At 67.2% G+C, this 18,792-nt stretch carries 19 protein-coding genes; 12 read left to right on the forward strand and 7 right to left on the reverse strand.

Features of this window, described 5'->3' with window-relative positions:
• Positions 1-172 precede the first annotated feature (172 nt).
• Positions 173-442, forward strand: a complete 270-nt coding sequence (locus tag Q344_RS0104835; protein ID WP_028285685.1) for an usg protein — start codon at positions 173-175, stop codon at positions 440-442.
• A 37-nt stretch (positions 443-479) separates the two neighbouring features.
• Here the strand turns inward: Q344_RS0104835 and Q344_RS0104840 are convergent, their stop codons facing one another.
• Both Q344_RS0104840 and hemB read right to left on the reverse strand, forming a co-directional pair.
• On the reverse strand, positions 480-1,040 hold the full coding sequence (locus Q344_RS0104840) for a lipid-binding SYLF domain-containing protein (protein WP_028285686.1): 561 nt from the start codon (positions 1,038-1,040) through the stop codon (positions 480-482).
• A gap of 119 nt (positions 1,041-1,159) precedes the next feature.
• Complete coding sequence (hemB, locus tag Q344_RS0104845) at positions 1,160-2,161, reverse strand: porphobilinogen synthase (RefSeq protein WP_028285687.1); 1,002 nt, start codon at positions 2,159-2,161, stop codon at positions 1,160-1,162.
• Positions 2,162-2,294: 133 nt separating this feature from the next.
• Here hemB and Q344_RS0104850 point away from each other — a divergent pair, with 133 nt between their 5' ends.
• Positions 2,295-2,819 carry a hypothetical protein gene (locus Q344_RS0104850; RefSeq protein ID WP_028285688.1) on the forward strand — a complete coding sequence of 175 codons (525 nt, stop codon included), beginning with the start codon at positions 2,295-2,297 and terminating at the stop codon, positions 2,817-2,819.
• Positions 2,820-2,821: 2 nt separating this feature from the next.
• Complete coding sequence (gene mfd / locus Q344_RS0104855) at positions 2,822-6,316, forward strand: transcription-repair coupling factor (RefSeq protein ID WP_028285689.1); 3,495 nt, start codon at positions 2,822-2,824, stop codon at positions 6,314-6,316.
• A gap of 86 nt (positions 6,317-6,402) precedes the next feature.
• On the opposite strand, the gene Q344_RS0104860 is transcribed toward mfd, so the two are convergent.
• From Q344_RS0104860 to Q344_RS0104880, 5 genes are all read right to left on the reverse strand, one after another.
• Positions 6,403-7,284 carry a bifunctional helix-turn-helix transcriptional regulator/GNAT family N-acetyltransferase gene (locus Q344_RS0104860; RefSeq protein ID WP_028285690.1) on the reverse strand — a complete coding sequence of 294 codons (882 nt, stop codon included), beginning with the start codon at positions 7,282-7,284 and terminating at the stop codon, positions 6,403-6,405.
• A gap of 55 nt (positions 7,285-7,339) precedes the next feature.
• Positions 7,340-9,016: a hypothetical protein gene (locus Q344_RS0104865; RefSeq protein ID WP_028285691.1), complete on the reverse strand. Its 1,677-nt coding sequence runs from the start codon at positions 9,014-9,016 to the stop codon at positions 7,340-7,342.
• Between the two features lie 65 nt (positions 9,017-9,081).
• A complete protein-coding gene (locus Q344_RS0104870; protein ID WP_028285692.1) occupies positions 9,082-9,663 on the reverse strand; it encodes an HD domain-containing protein in 582 nt (193 codons plus the stop codon).
• The gene (locus tag Q344_RS0104875) at positions 9,663-9,899 is read right to left on the reverse strand and encodes a hypothetical protein (protein WP_028285693.1); all 237 of its coding nucleotides are present in this window, start codon (positions 9,897-9,899) and stop codon (positions 9,663-9,665) included. Before Q344_RS0104875 ends, Q344_RS0104870 begins: the two co-directional genes overlap by 1 nt.
• A gap of 4 nt (positions 9,900-9,903) precedes the next feature.
• Positions 9,904-10,557, reverse strand: a complete 654-nt coding sequence (locus Q344_RS0104880) for an alpha/beta hydrolase (RefSeq protein WP_028285694.1) — start codon at positions 10,555-10,557, stop codon at positions 9,904-9,906.
• Between the two features lie 176 nt (positions 10,558-10,733).
• Between Q344_RS0104880 and iscR the strand changes: the two genes are divergently transcribed.
• The 9 genes from iscR to Q344_RS0104925 all read left to right on the forward strand — a co-directional run bounded on the left by iscR (position 10,734) and on the right by Q344_RS0104925 (position 18,699).
• A complete protein-coding gene (gene iscR, locus Q344_RS0104885; protein WP_028285695.1) occupies positions 10,734-11,201 on the forward strand; it encodes a Fe-S cluster assembly transcriptional regulator IscR in 468 nt (155 codons plus the stop codon).
• Positions 11,202-11,298: 97 nt separating this feature from the next.
• On the forward strand, positions 11,299-12,342 hold the full coding sequence (locus Q344_RS0104890; RefSeq protein WP_028285696.1) for a cysteine desulfurase family protein: 1,044 nt from the start codon (positions 11,299-11,301) through the stop codon (positions 12,340-12,342).
• Positions 12,343-12,358: 16 nt separating this feature from the next.
• Positions 12,359-13,906 (forward strand): Fe-S cluster assembly protein SufB, encoded by a 1,548-nt coding sequence (sufB, locus tag Q344_RS0104895; RefSeq protein ID WP_028285697.1) that lies wholly within the window; start codon positions 12,359-12,361, stop codon positions 13,904-13,906.
• 30 nt (positions 13,907-13,936) lie between these two features.
• Positions 13,937-14,275: a DMT family protein gene (locus tag Q344_RS0104900; protein WP_028285698.1), complete on the forward strand. Its 339-nt coding sequence runs from the start codon at positions 13,937-13,939 to the stop codon at positions 14,273-14,275.
• A gap of 78 nt (positions 14,276-14,353) precedes the next feature.
• Complete coding sequence (gene sufC / locus Q344_RS0104905; protein WP_028285699.1) at positions 14,354-15,112, forward strand: Fe-S cluster assembly ATPase SufC; 759 nt, start codon at positions 14,354-14,356, stop codon at positions 15,110-15,112.
• Positions 15,112-16,401 (forward strand): Fe-S cluster assembly protein SufD, encoded by a 1,290-nt coding sequence (sufD, locus tag Q344_RS0104910; protein WP_028285700.1) that lies wholly within the window; start codon positions 15,112-15,114, stop codon positions 16,399-16,401. The genes sufC and sufD overlap by 1 nt, the downstream gene beginning before the upstream one ends.
• The gene (locus tag Q344_RS0104915) at positions 16,401-16,889 is read left to right on the forward strand and encodes a YIP1 family protein (RefSeq protein WP_028285701.1); all 489 of its coding nucleotides are present in this window, start codon (positions 16,401-16,403) and stop codon (positions 16,887-16,889) included. Before sufD ends, Q344_RS0104915 begins: the two co-directional genes overlap by 1 nt.
• Positions 16,886-17,482 carry a Yip1 family protein gene (locus Q344_RS0104920; RefSeq protein WP_028285702.1) on the forward strand — a complete coding sequence of 199 codons (597 nt, stop codon included), beginning with the start codon at positions 16,886-16,888 and terminating at the stop codon, positions 17,480-17,482. Before Q344_RS0104915 ends, Q344_RS0104920 begins: the two co-directional genes overlap by 4 nt.
• A gap of 2 nt (positions 17,483-17,484) precedes the next feature.
• Positions 17,485-18,699 carry a cysteine desulfurase gene (locus Q344_RS0104925; RefSeq protein ID WP_036538334.1) on the forward strand — a complete coding sequence of 405 codons (1,215 nt, stop codon included), beginning with the start codon at positions 17,485-17,487 and terminating at the stop codon, positions 18,697-18,699.
• Positions 18,700-18,792 lie beyond the last annotated feature (93 nt).

An 18,792-nucleotide genomic window follows, 5' to 3' on the forward strand; every position in this document is an offset into this window, starting at 1 on the left:
GGGTGATCTACATCTTGTTGGGGGGGTTATAGCACCGCCCAGATAGGGGGTGCAATCATGCCCGGACGGTCAATTTGGCAGCCAAGGCGTCAGGTGGATAACACACTGTTTTTGTTGAAAAGTAATCCGCATCAGGCATCATTTCACGCATGATCTCATCAGGAGGCGGAATATGGCAGGCAACGAAACGGAATTGATGCTGCGCGGCTACGGGCTGACCACCGCGGAGTTCTACTACCACATGCCGGATTACGCGCATGTCCTCAACAGCTTCATCTGGCAGGACTACGACATCGCCCCGGATCACCCGCGGCTCTTCAAGTTCATCGACTTCTGGCAGAAGGAGATCGAGGGCCCGCTCCATTCCGTGCGCTTCACGCACCGGCGCGAGATCGGGCCGGGCCATTGGCGGAACGTGACCGGAGAGATCCCGCTGCACTGACGAAGGGGGTGGGCGAGACGCCCACCCGATCCGCGTCTCAGGGGATGATGCGCGAGTACTTGATGCCCTCGAGCGTGGCGCCGAGCTTCAGGCCGGCCTGGCCGAAGACGATGGCGATCACCGGAGCAAGGCCCGTGGTGGATTCCGCCCTGAGCCCCTCGCGCACGTCGGAGAAGACGTATTCCACATCCGCGCCGAGTGCCCAGCCCGGCCCGCGCCGGAAGTCCTCGAGCGCGTCCTGCGTCATGAAGAACAGCACATGCGCGTATTGCTGCGCACCGAACTGGAGCCCGACGTTGGCGAAGGTCGAGGAATAGTAATCCACGCTCGCGCCGTTCACCCGCAGCGCGCCGCGACCATAGCCGCCGCCCACGCCGAAGCCGACCTCGGTCTGAAGCGGCATCACCAGCATGCCCGCCGATTTCGCGGCAAGATCCCGCGTGCCGGGGTATTCGTTGTACATGAATGCCAGCGTCGCATCGACCCGCGCATCGACGGTCTGACCGCCGTTCGCCCCGATGCTGTTGTCGCAGGCGGCCAGGAACGGAAGCGCGGCGAGGGCCGCGACCGCAAAACTGCGTCTGGAGAAACTGCTCATCTTTTGCCTCACTTGCCCATGTGCCCGTTCGGGCCCGCCGGTTTTCCGGCATTGGAGCGAAGTATAGGCGCAGGCCCGCCCCGTGTCACTATCCCTTGTGGCGCGGGGGCGGGAACCCGCTACGCGCCGAGCGCGCGGGCCATCTCGGGGGCGAAATAGGTCAGGATCCCGTCGCATCCGGCCCGCTTGAAGCACAAGAGGCTCTCGGCCATGGCGCGGTCGCCGTCGATCCAGCCGTTGAGCGCGGCCGCCCGGATCATCGCGTATTCGCCCGACACCTGGTAGGCGAAGGTGGGCACGCCGAACTGGTCCTTCACGCGGCGGCAGATGTCGAGATAGGGCATCCCCGGCTTCACCATCACCATGTCCGCGCCTTCGGACAGGTCGCGGGCCACCAGCCGCAGCGCCTCGTCCGAATTGCCGGGGTTCATCTGGTAGGTCGCCTTGTCGCCCTTCAGCGCGCCCGCCGCGCCGACGGCGTCCCGGAAGGGACCATAGAACGCGCTGGCGTATTTCGCCGAATAGCTCAGGATCATCACGTTGCGGTGGCCCTGGCTTTCCAGCGCCTGCCGCATGGCGCCGATCCGGCCGTCCATCATGTCGGAGGGGCCGATGATGTCGGCACCCGCCTCGGCCTGGGACAGCGTCTGTCTGACCAGCGCCTCGACCGTCTCGTCGTTCAGGATCTCGCCATCCACCACGAAGCCGTCATGCCCGTCGATGTTGTAGGGATCGAGCGCGACATCGGTCATCACCGCCATATCTGGCACGGCCCGCTTGATCGCCCGCGTCGCGCGGTTCGACAGGTTCTCGGGGTTCCAGGCCTCGGCGCAATCCCTGGTGCGCTTCTCCATCGGCGTGTAGGGGAAGAGGCAGATCGCCCCGATACCCAGGTCGGCCGCTTCCCGCGCCGCCTCGGCCACCGCATCGACGGTGCGGCGGTAAACGCCGGGCATCGAGGCGATCTCCTCCTGCGCCACGCCGTCGCCCTCGCGCACGAAGACCGGCCAGATCAGGTCGCCCGTGCCCAGCGTGTTTTCCTGCGCGAGCGCCCGGATCGCGGGCGACTGGCGCGCGCGGCGGAAGCGGGTGAGCGGGAAGGGGGCGTGGAGCGGCGTCATCTGCGGCCTCGATTGGTTGATCCGAGGGGCATTGAGTGGCATGGACCGCAGCGCATCTCAAGGGTAGGAATTGCCGCGTCCCGGCGCTAAGAGGTTCCGACCGGGCGATCGAGGCAGAGCAGGGGAACGGCAGGTGGACCTGCACCAGACGATTTTCGAAGTCATCGACATGCGGTCCTTCTCCAACCTGTGGTACTGGATCGGTCTCGCAGTCATGTGGTCAACGGCCAGTCACTGGGTGCTGGGCGTCCCGTGGGACATGGCGATCCGCGCCCGCCGCAAGGGCGGCCGGCTGGAAGAGGATTTCGAGGCGCTGGTCCGGATCTACACCGCGCGGCTCGTCCACATCGCCGAGGTCTCGGGGCTGATGCTCACCTCTCTCATCCCCTTCCTGCTGACGGTGCTCGGCGTGCTGGGCTTCTACTACCGGATCGAATTCGCGCAGGCCGTCTTCCTGATGGCCTTCCCGATGACGCTGGTCTGGATCCTCTCGATCCGCACCGCGCAGAAGGTCCGCGCGGCGGACGAAACCGGGGAAGAGCTGCACCGGCGGCTGGCACGGCACCGGATCTCGGTCCAGGCGATCGGCATCGTGTCGATCTTCTTCACCGCGATGTGGGGCATGCTGCAGAACTTCTCGATCGGCGTATTGGGCTGAACATGACCAAGGCAGAGCATATCACCCTCGGGGGCGCACCCGAAGGCTTCGACGCGGCCCTCATCCTGCGCGAGGTCGAGGCGCGCGGCGGACCTGTCGTCCATGTCGCCCGCGACGATCGCCGCATGGCCGCGATGGCGGATGCGCTGGCCTTCTTCGCGCCCGGCCTGCCGATCATCCGGTTCCCGAGCTGGGATTGCCTGCCCTATGACCGCGTTTCGCCCAATGCCGACATCTCGGCCACGCGGATGGCGACGCTGGCGGGCCTCGTGCACGGGATGCCCGAGCGCTACGTGCTGCTCACCACGCTCAATGCCGCGACCCAGCGGGTGCCCGCGCGCGAGGTGCTGAAGGAAGCCGCCTTCTCGGCCCGCGTCGGCTCCCGCATCGACGAGAAGGGGCTGCGCGACTTCCTCGTCCGCATGGGCTTCTCGCAATCCCATTCGGTGACCGAACCCGGCGATTACGCGGTCCGCGGCGGCATCATCGACATCTATCCGCCGGGCGAGGGCGGGCCGGTGCGGCTCGACATGTTCGGCGACGTGCTGGACGGCGCACGCCGTTTCGATGCCGAAACGCAGCGCACCACCTCGAAGCTCGACGTCGTGGAACTGGCGCCGGTCTCCGAGATCATCCTCGACGAGGCGGCGATCACCCGCTTCCGCCAGAACTACCGCGCCGAATTCGGCGCCGCCGGGACCGACGACCCGCTCTACGAGGCGGTCAGCGCCGGGCGCAAGCACCAGGGGATGGAGCACTGGCTGCCGTTCTTCCACGAACGGCTTGAAACGCTCTTCGACTATCTTCCCGGCGCGAGCGTCATGCTCGACGACCAGAGCGCGGCCGCCCGGCTGCACCGCTGGGACACGATCGTCGACCAGTACGAGACCCGGCGCATCGCGCTGCAGGACCGGGGCCGGATGGATTCCGTCTACAAACCCGCGCCGCCGGGCCTGCTCTATCTCGACGACACGGCCTGGGACCGGGCGCTCGAGGCGCGCCGCGTGGTCCAGATGTCGCCGCTGCCGCAGCATTCCGGCCCCGGCGTCGTGGATGCCGGAGGCCGCATCGGGCGCAACTTCTCGCCCGAGCGTCAGCTTGAGAAGGTGAACCTTTTCAGCGCTCTGGCGGAGCATATTCGCGCAAAGCTCGATCTCGGGCCGGTGGTCGTCGCCTCCTATTCCGAGGGCGCGCGCGAGCGGCTCGAAGGCCTGATCGAGGACGAGGGGCTGGTCGGCGCCGTCTCGGTCCGCAATGCCGACGGCATCGGCAAGCGGGGGCTGCACCTCGCCGTCTGGCCGCTGGAGCACGGCTTCTCGGGTCCCTGGCAGAAAGGCGAAATCACCGTCATCTCGGAACAGGACGTGCTCGGCGACCGGCTGATCCGGCAGCCCAAGCGCAAACGCCGAGCGGACAACTTCCTGACCGAGGCGCAGAGCCTGAGCCCCGGCGACCTCGTGGTCCATGTCGACCACGGGATCGGGCGCTATCTCGGGATGGAGGTCATCACCGCGGCGGGCGCCGCGCATGAATGCCTCCTGCTGGAATATGCCGAGAACGCAAGGCTCTACCTGCCGGTCGAGAACATCGAACTGCTGTCGCGCTACGGCCATGAGGAGGGTCTGCTCGACCGTCTCGGCGGCGGCGCGTGGCAGGCCAAGAAGGCGAAGCTGAAGGAGCGGATCCGCGAGATGGCGGACCGGCTGATCCGGGTCGCCGCCGAGCGCGCGCTCAGGAACGCGCCGATCCTCGACCCGCCGGACGGGGCCTGGGACGCCTTCCAGGCGCGCTTCCCCTACCAGGAGACGGACGACCAGCTCTCGGCCATCCAGGACGTGCTGACCGACCTCGAGAGCGGACACCCGATGGACCGGCTGATCTGCGGCGACGTGGGCTTCGGCAAGACCGAGGTGGCGCTGCGTGCGGCCTTCGTGGCCGCCATGTCCGGCGTGCAGGTGGCGGTGATCGCGCCGACGACGCTGCTGGCCCGCCAGCACTACCAGGGCTTCGCAGAACGGTTCCGCGGATTTCCCATTCAGGTCAGCCCCTTGTCGCGCTTTGTCAGCGCATCGGATGCACAGAGGGTGCGCGCCGGGATGGCGGACGGCACGGTGGACATCGTGGTCGGCACCCACGCGCTTTTGGCCAAGAATATCAAGTTCAAGAACCTCGGTCTTCTCATCGTGGATGAAGAGCAGCGCTTCGGCGTCGCCCACAAGGAACGGCTGAAGCAGCTGCGCACCGACATCCACGTGCTGACGCTGACCGCGACGCCGATCCCCCGGACGCTGCAGCTCTCGCTCTCGGGCGTCCGCGACCTGTCGATCATCGGCACCCCGCCGATCGACCGGCTGGCGATCCGGACCTATGTCTCGGAATTCGACGGCGTGACGATCCGCGAGGCGCTTCTGCGCGAACATTACCGCGGCGGGCAGAGCTTCTTCGTCGTGCCGCGCGTGGCCGACATCCCCGAGATCGAGGCCTTCCTGAAGGAGCAGGTGCCCGAGGTGACCTTCGTCACCGCGCATGGCCAGATGGCGGCGGGCGAGCTCGACCGCCGGATGAACGCCTTCTACGACGGCAAGTTCGACGTGCTGCTGGCGACGACGATCGTTGAATCGGGTCTCGACATCCCGAGCGCCAACACGATGATCATCCACCGTGCGGACATGTTCGGCCTTGCGCAGCTCTACCAGATCCGGGGCCGCGTGGGCCGGTCGAAGGCGCGGGCCTACGCCTATCTCACCACGAAACCGCGGGTGAAGCTGACCGATCAGGCGCAGAAGCGGCTCAGGGTTCTCGGCACGCTCGACACGCTGGGCGCGGGCTTCACGCTGGCGTCGCAGGACCTCGACATCCGGGGCGCGGGCAACCTGCTGGGCGAGGAGCAGTCGGGCAACATGCGCGACGTGGGCTACGAACTTTACCAGCAGATGCTCGAGGAGGCGATCGCCAAGATCAAGGCCGGTGAGATGGAGGGGCTGACCGAGGCGGACGAGCAATGGGCGCCGCAGATCAACCTCGGCGTGCCGGTGCTGATCCCCGAGGAGTACGTGCCGGACCTCGACCTGCGGCTCGGGCTCTACCGGCGGCTCTCGGGGCTCTCGACCAAGGTCGAGCTGGAGGGCTTCGCGGCCGAGCTGATCGACCGGTTCGGCAAGCTGCCGAAGGAGGTCAACACGCTGCTTCTCGTCGTGCGGATCAAGGGGATGTGCAAGCGGGCGGGCATCGCCAAGCTCGACGGCGGACCCAAGGGCGCGACGATCCAGTTCCACAACGACAAGTTCGGCAACCCGGCCGGGCTGGTGGAATTCATCAAGGACCAGCGCGGGCTGGCCAAGGTGAAGGACAACAAGATCGTCGTGCGCCGCGACTGGAAGAAGGACAGCGACAAGATCAAGGGCGCCTTCGCCATCGCGCGGGACCTGGCCGAGAAGGCCGAGGCGGTGAAGCCCGCCAGGAAGGCCGCGGCGTCGGAGGCCGAGAAGAAGGCCTGAGAGGTGTGCCGCCCGGCCGCAGGCCGGGCAGCGCCGTGGCGCCCGGACGACCGGCGCGGCCCTTGGCGCGACTCTGACCGGGGCCTCTAGGACGCGATCCGTTTCTCGAAGAAATGGTCCGGGTAGGGATCGTCGTTGAACCGCGCGATCTCGGTCCAGCCCGTGCCGCGGTAGAGCGCCACCGCCTCGGGCAGCGCGGAATTGGTGTCGAGCCGCAGCGTCCCGATCCCGAGCGCGCGCGCCCGCGTCTCGATCTGCGCCATCAACCGTTTCGACAGCCCCAGCCCCCGCGCGGAGGGCGCGATCCAGAGCCGTTTGATCTCGGCCACCGCACCGCCCTGGCCCTTGAGCCCGACGCAGCCGATCGGCAGCCCGTCCGACATCGCCAGCAGGAAGGCCCCGCGGGGCGCGATCATGTCGCCCGCCTCGGGGTCGCGCGAGAGGCTGACGTCGAAGCCGGTGGCGAAGCGGCGGCCGAGCTCCGCGTAATATTCGGACAGGCAGTAGCGCGCGGCCTCGGCGCGGGGATCGACCTCCTCGAAGGTGATCCGGTCCCGGCCGAGCGCCGAGGCGACGAGGTCCATCGCCGCGAGCAGCGCCTCGGGGTGGGGATGCCGGGCCAGCGCCTGCGCGGCACGGTCGTCGGAGAGGGCCTCGTAGGCGGTGAACTCGGCCCGGCCCTTGTCGGTGAGCGTCGCGATGCGGGCGCGGGCATCGTCGGGATGCGGAGCGAGGGTGATCAGCCCCTCCTCTTCAAGCCCGCGCAGGAGGCGGCTCATCAGCCCGGAATCGAGGCCCAGGTAATCGCGGACAGCGGCGACCCCGGTGCGGCCATGGCCGATGGCGTTCAGGACCCGCGCGGCGCCGAGCGGCCGGCCGCGGCCCAGGAAGGAATGGTCCAGCGCGCCGACCTCGGAGGTGACGGCGCGGCTGAATCGGCGGTAGCGGGAGATCGGATCGGGTGTCATGATACCTGACTTTTGTCAGATACCAGGGCGCCGTCAAGCGGATAGTTGACTCTGGTCAGGTAGCGCAGCAGGAGCTCCGCATGGCGGCCTGGGCGCAGAAACACGAGGCCGCGACCTCGGTATCCGCGCGGGCCAGCGCCAGCGTCAGTTTCTGCCGCAGCAGCACGACCTCCGCCGTCTTGCCCCGCGCATCGAGGCAATCCACGAGCCCCTTCAGCGACCAGACATTGTCGGGATGGATGCAGGCGCGCGGCAGGCCGGGGAGGAGGCCCAGATCCTCGCGATAGACCTGCTCTGCCTCCGCCACCCGGCCCTGTTCGTAGAGCAGCGCGCCGAGCGCATGACGGGTCGGCTGCATCCAACCCCAGGGCTCGTCGTAGTTCAGCCCGTCGTCCAGCGCGACGGAGCGGCGGAGCGCCGCGAAGGCCGCCTCGAAATCGCCCTGCCGATAGAGGATCTCTCCCCGCAGCATCGCCTTGGCCACCTCCAGCAGGTCGACGACCCGGTTGGTGTGCAGGTAGCGCGTCTCGGGCATCTGCGCGGCGGCGGTGAGGAAGCGCTGCTCCATCTCCAGCGCCGTCTCGACCTCGCCGAGCGCGGCATGGGCCAGCGCCTTGGAGTAGAGCGTGTTGCAATGGGTCGTGGCGTAGAGCTTCGGGTCCTCGGGCAGGTCGAGCGCGAGGATCTCGCGCCAGCGGCCGAAACGGATGAGGATATGCGGCTCCATCGCGAGGTAGCTTTCGAAGAAATCCGCCATCGGCGGGCTCTCGATCCTCAGCATCTCCTCCGGTGTCGTTTCGCGGAGGCGGCGGCAGGCGTCGAGCGCCGGCGCGATCTGGCCGAGGAAGAGGGCGCCGTAGATGATGAAATGGTAATTGTGCTGCCGATAGCCGGTGTAGAAGTTCATGCCGCCTTCACGGGCATAGAAGGTCTCGTCCGCCGCGCAGGCCCGCTGGTTCCAGTAGACCGCGTCCTGGTAGGCCGCGCATTGCACGTCGATATGCGAGGGCATGTGCACGAGGTGGCCCGCATCCGGCACGAGCGCGCGCAGCGCGTCGCCGGCCTTCAACGCCTTCTCGGGGGTCGGCGACATCTCCATCAAGTGGATGTAGAGGTGCAGGATCCCGGGATGCCGCATGGCGCGGGGGTCGTGGTCGAGCGCCTCTTCGAGCAGCGCCTGGCATTCGAGCGTATCCGCGCCCTCGGCGGGCGTGCCGCTGTAGATGTCCCACATCTGCCACGGCGTGCGGTTCAGCATCGCCTCGGCGGTGAAGGCGCGGATGTCGAGGCTGTCGGGATGGGCCTGCTGCGCTGCCCGCATGGCCTGCGCGAAGGCGGTGTCCCAGGGGCGCTGATCCTCGACCGGTTCACGCTGCGGATAGCGGGCGGGCAGGGCGGTGATGAGCGCAGCCTCCTCCGGGGTGACGCCCTGGAGGCGCGACAGCGCCTCCTGCATGGCATCATGGGCGGTCTCGAGCGCGGTGCGCTGCGAGGCCGGATCCATCAGCACCCAAGGGAAATTGTAGTTGGGCCCGGCCGCGTAGGCGACGCCCCAATGGGCCATCGCGCAGTCGGGATCGTGCTCCAGCGCCCGGCGGTAACAGGCGACGGCCTCTTCATGGTTGTAGCCGTAGGTCCAGTTGAGCCCGCGATCGAACCAGAGCTGCGCCTCGGCCGACCGGGTGGTGACCGGGAAGGAATGGGTCCCTAGGTCGTAATAGGTGTCAGGCATGGCGCGGCTCCGTCAGGCGTTTGGCCAAGCCTGCCGGATGCGGCGCGCCTTGGCCAGAGGCGCGGTCAGGCGCGCGACAGGAAGGCGCGGACCTTGGGGGCGATCCAGCCCCAGAGCGTGGGCGCGCCACGGGCGATCTTCCGGCCGACCCTGGCCTCGAACATCGGCCAGTCGACCGCGTAGTCGCGCCAGGATCCCCCGCCCGAGGCAAGGTTCAGGTTCGGCGGCTGGAACCGGTCGACGGACTTGGCGAAGCGGGCGTCGGGGGTCTCGTTCGCCTCGAACTCTTCCCAGAGCGCGCGGAACTCGGCGGCCTGGTCGGCGGGCAGCAGGCCGAAGATGCGATCGGCCGCGGCCTGTTCGCGCGCCTCGATGGCGGCGGTGTCGACCTCTCCGTAGATGGGCACGTCGCCCGCGTCGATCTCGACGAGGTCGTGCAGCAGCAGCATCCGGATCACCCGGTCGGTCGAGACATCCGCGCCATGTTCGCCCAGCACCAGCGCGAAGAGCGCGAGGTGCCAGGAATGTTCGGCCGAGTTCTCGCGCCGGGAATCGTCGGCGATCGGGGTCGCGCGGAGGATGGTCTTGAGCCGGTCGGCCTCCATCAGGAAGGCCATCTGGGCGTCGAGACGGGTCGGTTGCGTCATCAGCCCTGCTTCTTCTGCGCCGCGCGATGCTGTTTCACCCGCGCGATCAGGTGTGCGCGCGCCTTGCGTTCGGCCAGTCGCACGCGGATGTCGGTCAGGAAAGCCTCTTCCAGCGTCTGCGAGGCGGTGCCGATGACGCCCGCCACCTCCATGAAGAGCCGTTCGTCGCCGGTCTCGTCCATCGCCTTCATCACGTCGGCGCCAAGCGCCTCGGCCAGTCTTTCCAGTGTCGACATGGGCTCACCGCGAGGTTTCGGTCAATCTCCGCTTCACGTAGTCCGACACGGTCCCGATCATCGTGTCCATGTGCGGCTCTTCGAAGAAGTGGCCGGCGCCCTCGATCTGTTCGTGGGTGACGGTGATCCCCTTCTGCTCCTGCAGCTTGCCGACCAGCGCGGCGGTGTCCGCGGGCGGCGCGACCCGGTCGGCGGACCCGTTGATGATCAGGCCCGAGGCCGGGCAGGGGGCGAGGAACGAGAAATCGTACATGTTCGCGGGCGGCGAGACCGAGATGAAGCCGGTGATCTCGGGGCGGCGCATCAGAAGCTGCATGCCGATCCAGGCCCCGAAGGAGAAGCCGGCGACCCAGCAATGCTTGGAATTGTTGTTCATCGACTGCAGGTAGTCGAGCGCCGACGCGGCGTCCGACAGCTCGCCCACGCCCTGGTCGTATTCGCCCTGGCTGCGACCGACGCCGCGGAAGTTGAACCGCAGGACGGTGAAGCCCATCTTGTTGAAGGCGTAATGCAGGTTGTAGACGACCTTGTTGTTCATCGTGCCCCCGAACTGGGGATGCGGGTGCAGGATGATGGCAATCGGCGCGTCGCGTTCCTTCTGCGGGTGGTAGCGGCCTTCGAGCCGGCCCTCGGGGCCGGGAAAAATCACCTCGGGCATAAGTTGGCGCGGGCTCCTGCTGAAGCGCGGGGGAATTGTTGACGAATTCCATCCGGCTTATTAGAACGGTTCTAAATCCGGAGCGCGCGGCCCCGGATCGGGTTCCAAGCGAGATAAGGCTTGGGGGTTCGAAGGTCAACAAACTCCGGTTGAGGCTGCCTGGGGAGGACGAGGTCATGAAGCTGAGCACCAAGGGGCGATATGCGATGGTGGCGCTTGCCGACATAGCGTTCCAGTCCGAGGAAGGGCTCGTGACGCTGGCGGGCATTTCCAAGCGTCAGGCGATCTCGCTGCCCTATCTGGAGCAGCTGTTCGTGAAGCTCCGCCGGGCGGGGCTGGTGGAATCGGTGCGCGGCCCGGGCGGCGGCTACCGTCTTGCCAGGGACGCGCGCCAGATCACGGTGGCCGAAGTGCTGCAGGCGGTCGACGAGACGGTGAGCGCGCTGCACAAGGGCGCGGGCGCATCGGGGGGCACCTCGGGCAGCCGGGCGCAATCGGTGACCAACCGGCTGTGGGAATCGCTCTCGGCGCAGGTCTATGTCTTCCTGCACCAGACGACGCTGGCGGACGTGGTGGGCAACAAGCTCGCGCCGTGCCCCGCGGTGCCGGGGCTGTTCGCCGTGGTGGACGAGGTGGAGGCGTGAGAGCGCGTCCCGCATATCCTCCGTGCGGGAGCGCTCTCGGAGAGCGGTCCTCCGGAAGGCGTGGTTTCGGAACGGTGAAGCCGGGGGGGCGGGCGTGATGAAGAGGGTCTACCTCGATCACAACGCGACGACGCCGCTTCGGGACGAGGCGCGGGCGGCGATGGTCGCGGCGATGGATGTGGCGGGGAACCCGTCTTCGGTCCATGCCGAGGGGCGGGCCGCCAAGGCGCTGGTGGAGAAGGCGCGGGCGCAGATCGCGGCGGCGCTCGGGGCGGAGGGGGCGGATATCGTCTTCACCTCCGGGGCGACCGAGGCGGCGGCGCTGGCGCTGGAAGGGCGCGGGATCGCCTGCGCGGCGGTGGAGCACGAGGCCGTGCTCGCCTGGTGCGAGGCGAGCCTGCCGGTCGATGCAAATGGCAAGGTGCAAGTTGCGACCCCGCACGCCTACGCTGTGCAGCTGGCCAATTCCGAGACCGGCGTGATCCAGGACCTGCCCGAGGGTCTGGCGCTCAGCGACATCACCCAGGGCTTCGGGAAATTGCCGATTGCCTTCAACTGGCTGGGCTGCGACATGGCGCTCGTCTCGGCGCACAAGCTGGGCGGGCCCAAGGGCATTGGCGCACTGGTGATGAAGCGCGGCATCGACCTCGCCGCCCGGATCAGGGGCGGCGGGCAGGAGATGGGGCGCCGGTCCGGCACCGAGAACGTGATCGGGATCGCGGGCTTCGGCGCGGCGGCGGAGGCTGCGGCGCGGGACCTTTCGGACGGGGTCTGGGAAAGGATCGCGGCGCTGAGAGACAAGATGGAGGCGGCCATTGCGGCAGAGGCTTCCGATATTACGTTTGCAGGGAAAGGGGCGGCGCGTCTGCCCAATACCTCCTGCATCGTGAGCCCCGGCTGGAAGGGCGAGACGCAGGTGATGCAGATGGACCTGAACGGGTTCGCGATCAGCGCCGGCTCCGCCTGCTCCAGCGGCAAGGTGCGCGCCTCCAAGGTGCTCGCCGCCATGGGATTTGACGAGGGGGCGGCCGCCAGCGCGATCCGCGTGAGCCTGGGCCCCCTGACCACCGAGGATGACGTGATGCGCTTCGCCGAACGCTGGTGCGCGCAAAGCCGGAAACACCGCGCCCGCGCGGCGTGAGATCGAGAGGAACGACATGACCGCACTCGACAAGAGCATCGAGAAGACCGAGGTCAAGGAAGGCGTCGACCAGGAGACGGTGGACGCCGTCGCCGCGGTCAGCACCTACAAGTACGGCTGGGAAACCGAGGTCGAGACCGAATACGCCCCGATGGGGCTGAACGAGGACATCGTCCGCCTGATCTCGGACAAGAACGAAGAGCCGGAATGGATGACCGAATGGCGTCTGCAGGCCTTCGAGCGGTGGCTCACCAAGGAAGAGCCCGACTGGGCGATGGTCGATTATCCGAAGATCGACTTCCAGAAGCAGTACTACTACGCCCGGCCGAAGAGCATGGAGGTGAAGCCGAAGTCCCTGGACGAGGTGGATCCGGCGTTGCTGGCGACCTACGAGAAGCTGGGGATTCCGCTCAAGGAGCAGATGATCCTGGCCGGTGTCGAAGGCGCCGAGGACGCCGCCCCGGCCGAGGGGCGGACATCCGACCGGAAGGTCGCCGTGGACGCCGTCTTCGATTCCGTCTCCGTGGGCACGACCTTCCAGAAGGAGCTCAAGAAGGCCGGCGTGATCTTCTGCTCGATCTCGGAGGCGATCCGCGAGCATCCGGAGCTGGTGAAGAAATACCTCGGCTCCGTCGTGCCGGTGAACGACAACTTCTACGCGACGCTCAACTCGGCGGTCTTCTCGGACGGTTCCTTCGTCTACGTGCCGCCGGGGGTGCGCTGCCCGATGGAGCTGTCGACCTATTTCCGGATCAATGCCGAGAACACCGGCCAGTTCGAGCGGACGCTGATCATCGCCGACAAGGGCTCCTACGTGAGCTACCTCGAAGGCTGCACCGCGCCCAAGCGCGACACCGCGCAGCTGCACGCGGCCGTGGTGGAGATCATCGTCGAGGAGGACGCCGAGGTGAAATACTCGACCGTCCAGAACTGGTATCCGGGCGACGAGAACGGCAAGGGCGGCATCTACAACTTCGTCACCAAGCGCGCCGATTGCCGGGGCGACCGGGCGAAGGTGATGTGGACGCAGGTCGAGACCGGATCCGCCGTGACGTGGAAATATCCCTCCTGCATCCTGCGGGGCGATGACAGCCAGGGCGAGTTCTACTCGATCGCCATCGCCAACAACTACCAGCAGGCCGATACGGGCACCAAGATGATCCACCTCGGCAAGAACACGAAAAGCCGGATCGTCTCGAAGGGGATCAGCGCGGGCCATGCGCAGAACACCTATCGGGGGCTCGTCTCGATGCACCCGAAGGCGACGCACGCGCGGAACTACACCCAGTGCGATTCGCTGCTGATCGGCGACAAGTGCGGGGCGCATACGGTTCCGTATATCGAGGTGAAGAACAACACGGCGCGCGTCGAACACGAGGCGACGACCTCGAAGGTGGACGACGACCAGCTCTTCTACTGCCGCTCGCGCGGCATGGACGAGGAGGAGGCGGTGGCCCTCGTGGTGAACGGGTTCTGCAAGGAAGTGCTCCAGGCGCTGCCGATGGAATTCGCCATGGAGGCACAGGCGCTCGTGGCGATCAGCCTTGAAGGTTCGGTGGGCTAGGGGCCGCGGCCCCCTTGGAGTTGGCCATGCATGGCACCCTATATCCTGCCGGTCGTGCTGCTGATCGCGTCGAACGTCTTCATGACCTTCGCGTGGTACGGGCACCTGGGACACAAGGCGGCCCCGCTCTGGGCGGCCGTCATGGTGTCCTGGGGGATCGCCTTCTTCGAATACTGGCTGGCGGTGCCGGCCAACCGGATCGGGCACCAGGTCTATTCCGCCGCCCAGCTCAAGACGATGCAGGAGGTCATCACGCTGGTGATCTTCGCGGGCTTCTCCGCCTGGTGGCTGAAGGAAGAGATCACTTGGAACACCGCGGCGGGCTTCGTGCTGATCGCCTGCGGCGCGGCGCTGGTGTTCCGCGGCTGAGCGCCGCCTGAGACATTGCGGGGCCCCTGCGGCCCCATTGGACAACGCCGTTCGAGACGGCAGAGACGAGGACGAAAGATGCTGGAAATCAAGAACCTGCAAGTGAAGCTTGAAGAAGAGGACAAGCAGATCCTCAAGGGTGTGGACCTGAAGGTCGGCGCCGGCGAGGTGCATGCGATCATGGGGCCGAACGGCTCGGGCAAGTCGACGCTGAGCTATGTCCTTTCGGGCCGTGACGGCTATGAAGTCACGGGCGGCGAAGCGACACTCGACGGCGAGGACCTGCTGGATCTCGAGCCCGAAGAGCGCGCGGCGCTCGGCCTCTTCCTCGCGTTCCAGTACCCGGTGGAGATCCCCGGTGTCGGCAACATGACCTTCCTGCGCACCGCGGTGAACGCACAGCGCAAGGCGAAGGGCGAAGACGAGATGTCGGCGGCCGACTTCCTCAAGTTCATCCGCGAGCGCGCCAAGGCGCTGAAGATCGACGCGGACATGCTGAAGCGCCCCGTCAACGTCGGCTTCTCGGGCGGCGAGAAGAAGCGGAACGAGATCCTCCAGATGGCGGTGCTCGAGCCGAAGATGTGCATCCTCGACGAGACCGATTCCGGCCTCGACGTCGATGCGATGAAACTGGTGGCGGAAGGGGTGAACGCGCTGCGGACCGAAGGACGCGGGTTCCTCGTCATCACGCACTACCAGCGGCTTCTCGACCATATCAAGCCGGACGTCGTGCACATCATGTCGAACGGCAAGATCGTGAAGACCGGCGGGCCCGAGCTGGCGCTCGAGGTCGAGAACAACGGCTATGCCGAGTTCCTGGACACGGAGGAGGCGTAATGGCTCTGCCGAAAGTCAAACAGACCGCGACCGAGGAGCGGCTCGCGGCGATGTCGCTGCCCGAGGCGCCCGGCTGGACCGGGCCCGCGCGGGACGCGGCCGTCGCCCGGGTCGGGGCCATGGGCCTGCCGGGCCGCCGCGATGAATACTGGAAGTTCACTCGGCCCGACACGCTGGTGCAGGCCGAAGCGCCCCGCGCGGCGACCTTCGAGGGCGGCGACGAGGCGCCGACCTTCGACGGGATCGACCGTCTGAAGGTGGTCTTCGTGGACGGGGTCTTCGACGAAGCGGCCTCGGACGACCTTGCGCTCGAAGGGCTGAAGATCGAGCGGCTGGCGGAGGCGCAGAAGAGCGACCTTCACTGGGCGCGCGATGTCTACGGCAGGCTTGAAGAGCGCGGGCAGAGCCCGGTCGATCGGCCGCTCGCCGCGCTCAACACGGCCTTTGCGACGGACGGGATCCTGATCCACGTCTCGGGCAAGGTCACGAAGCCCGTTCACTTCGTTTATCACCATAAGTCAGAGACTTCCGACGCGATGCTCCACCATTGCGTGAAGCTTGAAGAGGGCGCGGAGCTGACCGTTCTGGAAAGCGGCCCCGCTGCGGCGCGTTTCAACAACGTGATGGAGGTCGAGGTCGCCGACACCGCGCGCTTCGCCCATATCCGGACGCAAGGAAGGGATCACGAACGGCGGGCGGCGACGCATATCTTCACCCGGCTCGGGACCGAAAGCACCTTCAAGTCCTTCACCATGACCGCGAACGGCGTGATGACCCGGAACGAATGCGTCATCGAGCTGACCGGCGACGATGCGGTGGCGCATGTTGCGGGCGCCGCGCTCGGCGATGGCGATTTCCACCACGACGACACCGTCTTCATCACCCATGACGCGGTGAATTGCGAAAGCCGGCAGGTCTTCAAGAAGGTTCTGCGGAACGGCGCCACGGGCGTCTTCCAGGGCAAGATCCTCGTGAAGGCGGGGGCGCAGAAGACCGACGGCTACCAGATCAGCCAGTCGCTGCTGCTGGACGGGGACAGCCAGTTCCTCGCCAAGCCCGAGCTCGAGATCTATGCCGACGACGTGGCCTGCTCGCACGGCTCCACCTCGGGCGCGATCGACGAGACGGCGCTCTTCTACCTGCGCTCGCGCGGCGTGCCGACGCAGCAGGCGACCGATCTGCTGACGCTCGCCTTCCTGGCCGAGGCGGTGGACGAGATCGACGACGAGGCGCTGCGCGAGGAGATCGTGGACCGCCTGCGCGGCTGGCTGGAACGCCGGCGGGGCTGATGTCGGCGCTCACCGACATCGCCGCGACCTATCGCGGACCGGGCGGCGTGCTGCGCCGCCTGCTGGCCCGGGGCCAGCGCGAGGACCGTGCGCTCGCCATCCTGATGGCGGGTTGCGCGCTGGTCTTCGTCGCGCAATGGCCCCGGCTGGCGCGCGAGGCGCATCTGACGGGCCAGGATCTGAACCCGCTGCTCGGTGCGAGCCTTCTCGGCTGGATCATCATCATGCCGCTGGTGCTTTACCTCGTAGCCGGGGTGGCGCATATCATCGCGCGGGTCCTCGGCGGGAGGGGCAGCTTCTACGGCGCACGGCTCGCGCTCTTCTGGGCGCTGCTGGCGGCGTCGCCGCTGCTGCTGCTGCACGGGCTCGTGGCCGGGTTCATCGGACCGGGGCCGCAACTGGTCCTCGTGGGGGCGCTCTGGTGCGCCGTGTTCCTGTGGTTCTGGCTCGGGGGCATGGTGGCCGTTGAACGAAGAGAGGTCGCATGACGGACGCACCCTACAGCCGTGACTGGCTGCGCCGGATGGTGCAGGAAAGCCTGTTTCAGCCGCGCGCGGCCGGAGAGGAGCTGCTCGCGCGCCCCCTCCCGCGCGAGGCGCTCTGGATCTGGCTCGCGCTCCTGTCGGTGCTGAACGGCATCCTCTATTCGCTGACCCTGCCCGGAGAGGCGGAGATGGGCCTCGTGCTGCCCGCCTTCGTCCAGAGCCCGATCACGCTCTCGGTCTTTGTCGCGGTGGTGATGGTGCTGATGACCTGGTTCTTCACCATGTCCGGGCGGATGCTGGGCGGACGCGGAGATTTCGCGGCCCTTCTGCAGGTGACCTGCTGGCTGCAATCGCTCCGCCTGGCCTTCCAGCTGCTTGTGATGGCGCTGGCGCTCCTGTCGCCGGGGCTGGCCGGGATCCTCGCCTTCGTGGGGGGGATCTGGGGGCTCTACGTGCTGGCCAACTTCCTGACCGCCGCGCACCGTTTCGAGAACGCGATGAAGGCGATCGCCGTGATGATCCTGGGCGTCCTGGGCGTGGCCTTCGCGATGACCTTCCTGATGACATTGTTCGGGGTCGGCCCGAGCGGGAGTTGACGATGGACCTTGAGAAAATTCGCGCGGATTTCCCGATCCTGTCGCGCGAGGTGAACGGCAAACCGCTGGTCTACCTGGACAACGGCGCCTCGGCCCAGAAGCCGCAGGCGGTGATCGACGCGGTCACGCAGGCCTATGCGATGGAATACGCCAACGTGCACCGCGGCCTGCATTACCTGTCCAACGTCGCGACCGAGAAATACGAGGCGGTGCGGGGCAAGCTCGCCCGCTTCCTGGGCGCGGAGGAGGACGAGATCGTCCTGAACACCGGCACCACGGCGGGGATCAACCTGGTCTCCTACGGCTGGGCCGCGCCGCGGTTCGAGCCGGGGGATGAGATCGTGCTGAGCACGATGGAGCACCACGCCAACATCGTGCCGTGGCACTTCCTGCGCGAACGGCAGGGGGTCGTGCTGAAATGGGTCGATCCGGAGCTCGACGGCTCTCTCGATCCGCAGAAGGTGATCGACGCGATCGGCCCGCGCACCCGGCTGGTGGCCGTGACGCATCTGTCGAACGTTCTGGGCACCGTGGTCGACGTGAAGGCGATCTGCGCGGGCGCGCATGAGAAGGGCGTGCCGGTGCTGGTGGATGGCTCGCAGGGCGCGGTGCACATGAAGGTCGACGTCAAGGACATCGGCTGCGATTTCTACGCCATCACCGGGCACAAGCTCTACGGCCCCTCCGGCTCCGGCGCGATCTACATCCGCCGCGAGCGCATGGCCGAGATGCGCCCCTTCATGGGGGGCGGCGACATGATCCGCGAGGTGTCGAAGGAGGCGGTGAGCTATACCGACCCGCCGATGCGGTTCGAGGCCGGGACGCCCGGGATCGTCTCGATCATCGGGCTGGGCGCCGCGCTGGATTACCTCGACGGGATCGGGATGGAGGCCATCGCCGCCCACGAGAAGGACATCGCGGAATACGCCGACCGCAGGCTGCACGGGCTCAACTGGCTCAACATCCAGGGGCAGGCGCCGGGCAAGGCCGCCATCTTCTCGTTCACGCTGAACGGGGCGGCGCATGCGCATGACATCTCGACCATCCTCGACAAGAAGGGGGTCGCGGTCCGGGCCGGGCACCATTGCGCGCAGCCGCTGATGGAGCATCTGGGCGTGACTGCGACCTGCCGCGCCAGCTTCGGGATGTACAACACGAAGGCCGAGGTCGATGTCCTGATCGAGGCGCTGGAACTTGCGCAGGAGCTCTTCGCCTGACGGCCTGACTGCCCGGAAATGCACCGAATGCGACCTGTTCCGGGTCGTATTCGTCACCGAGCGGTTCAATTCCGGGGCAGGGGCCGCTAGCAT

Origin of the sequence: Pseudooceanicola nanhaiensis DSM 18065 (assembly GCF_000688295.1) — a bacterium.
Taxonomy (GTDB): Bacteria; Pseudomonadota; Alphaproteobacteria; order Rhodobacterales; family Rhodobacteraceae; genus Pseudooceanicola; species Pseudooceanicola nanhaiensis.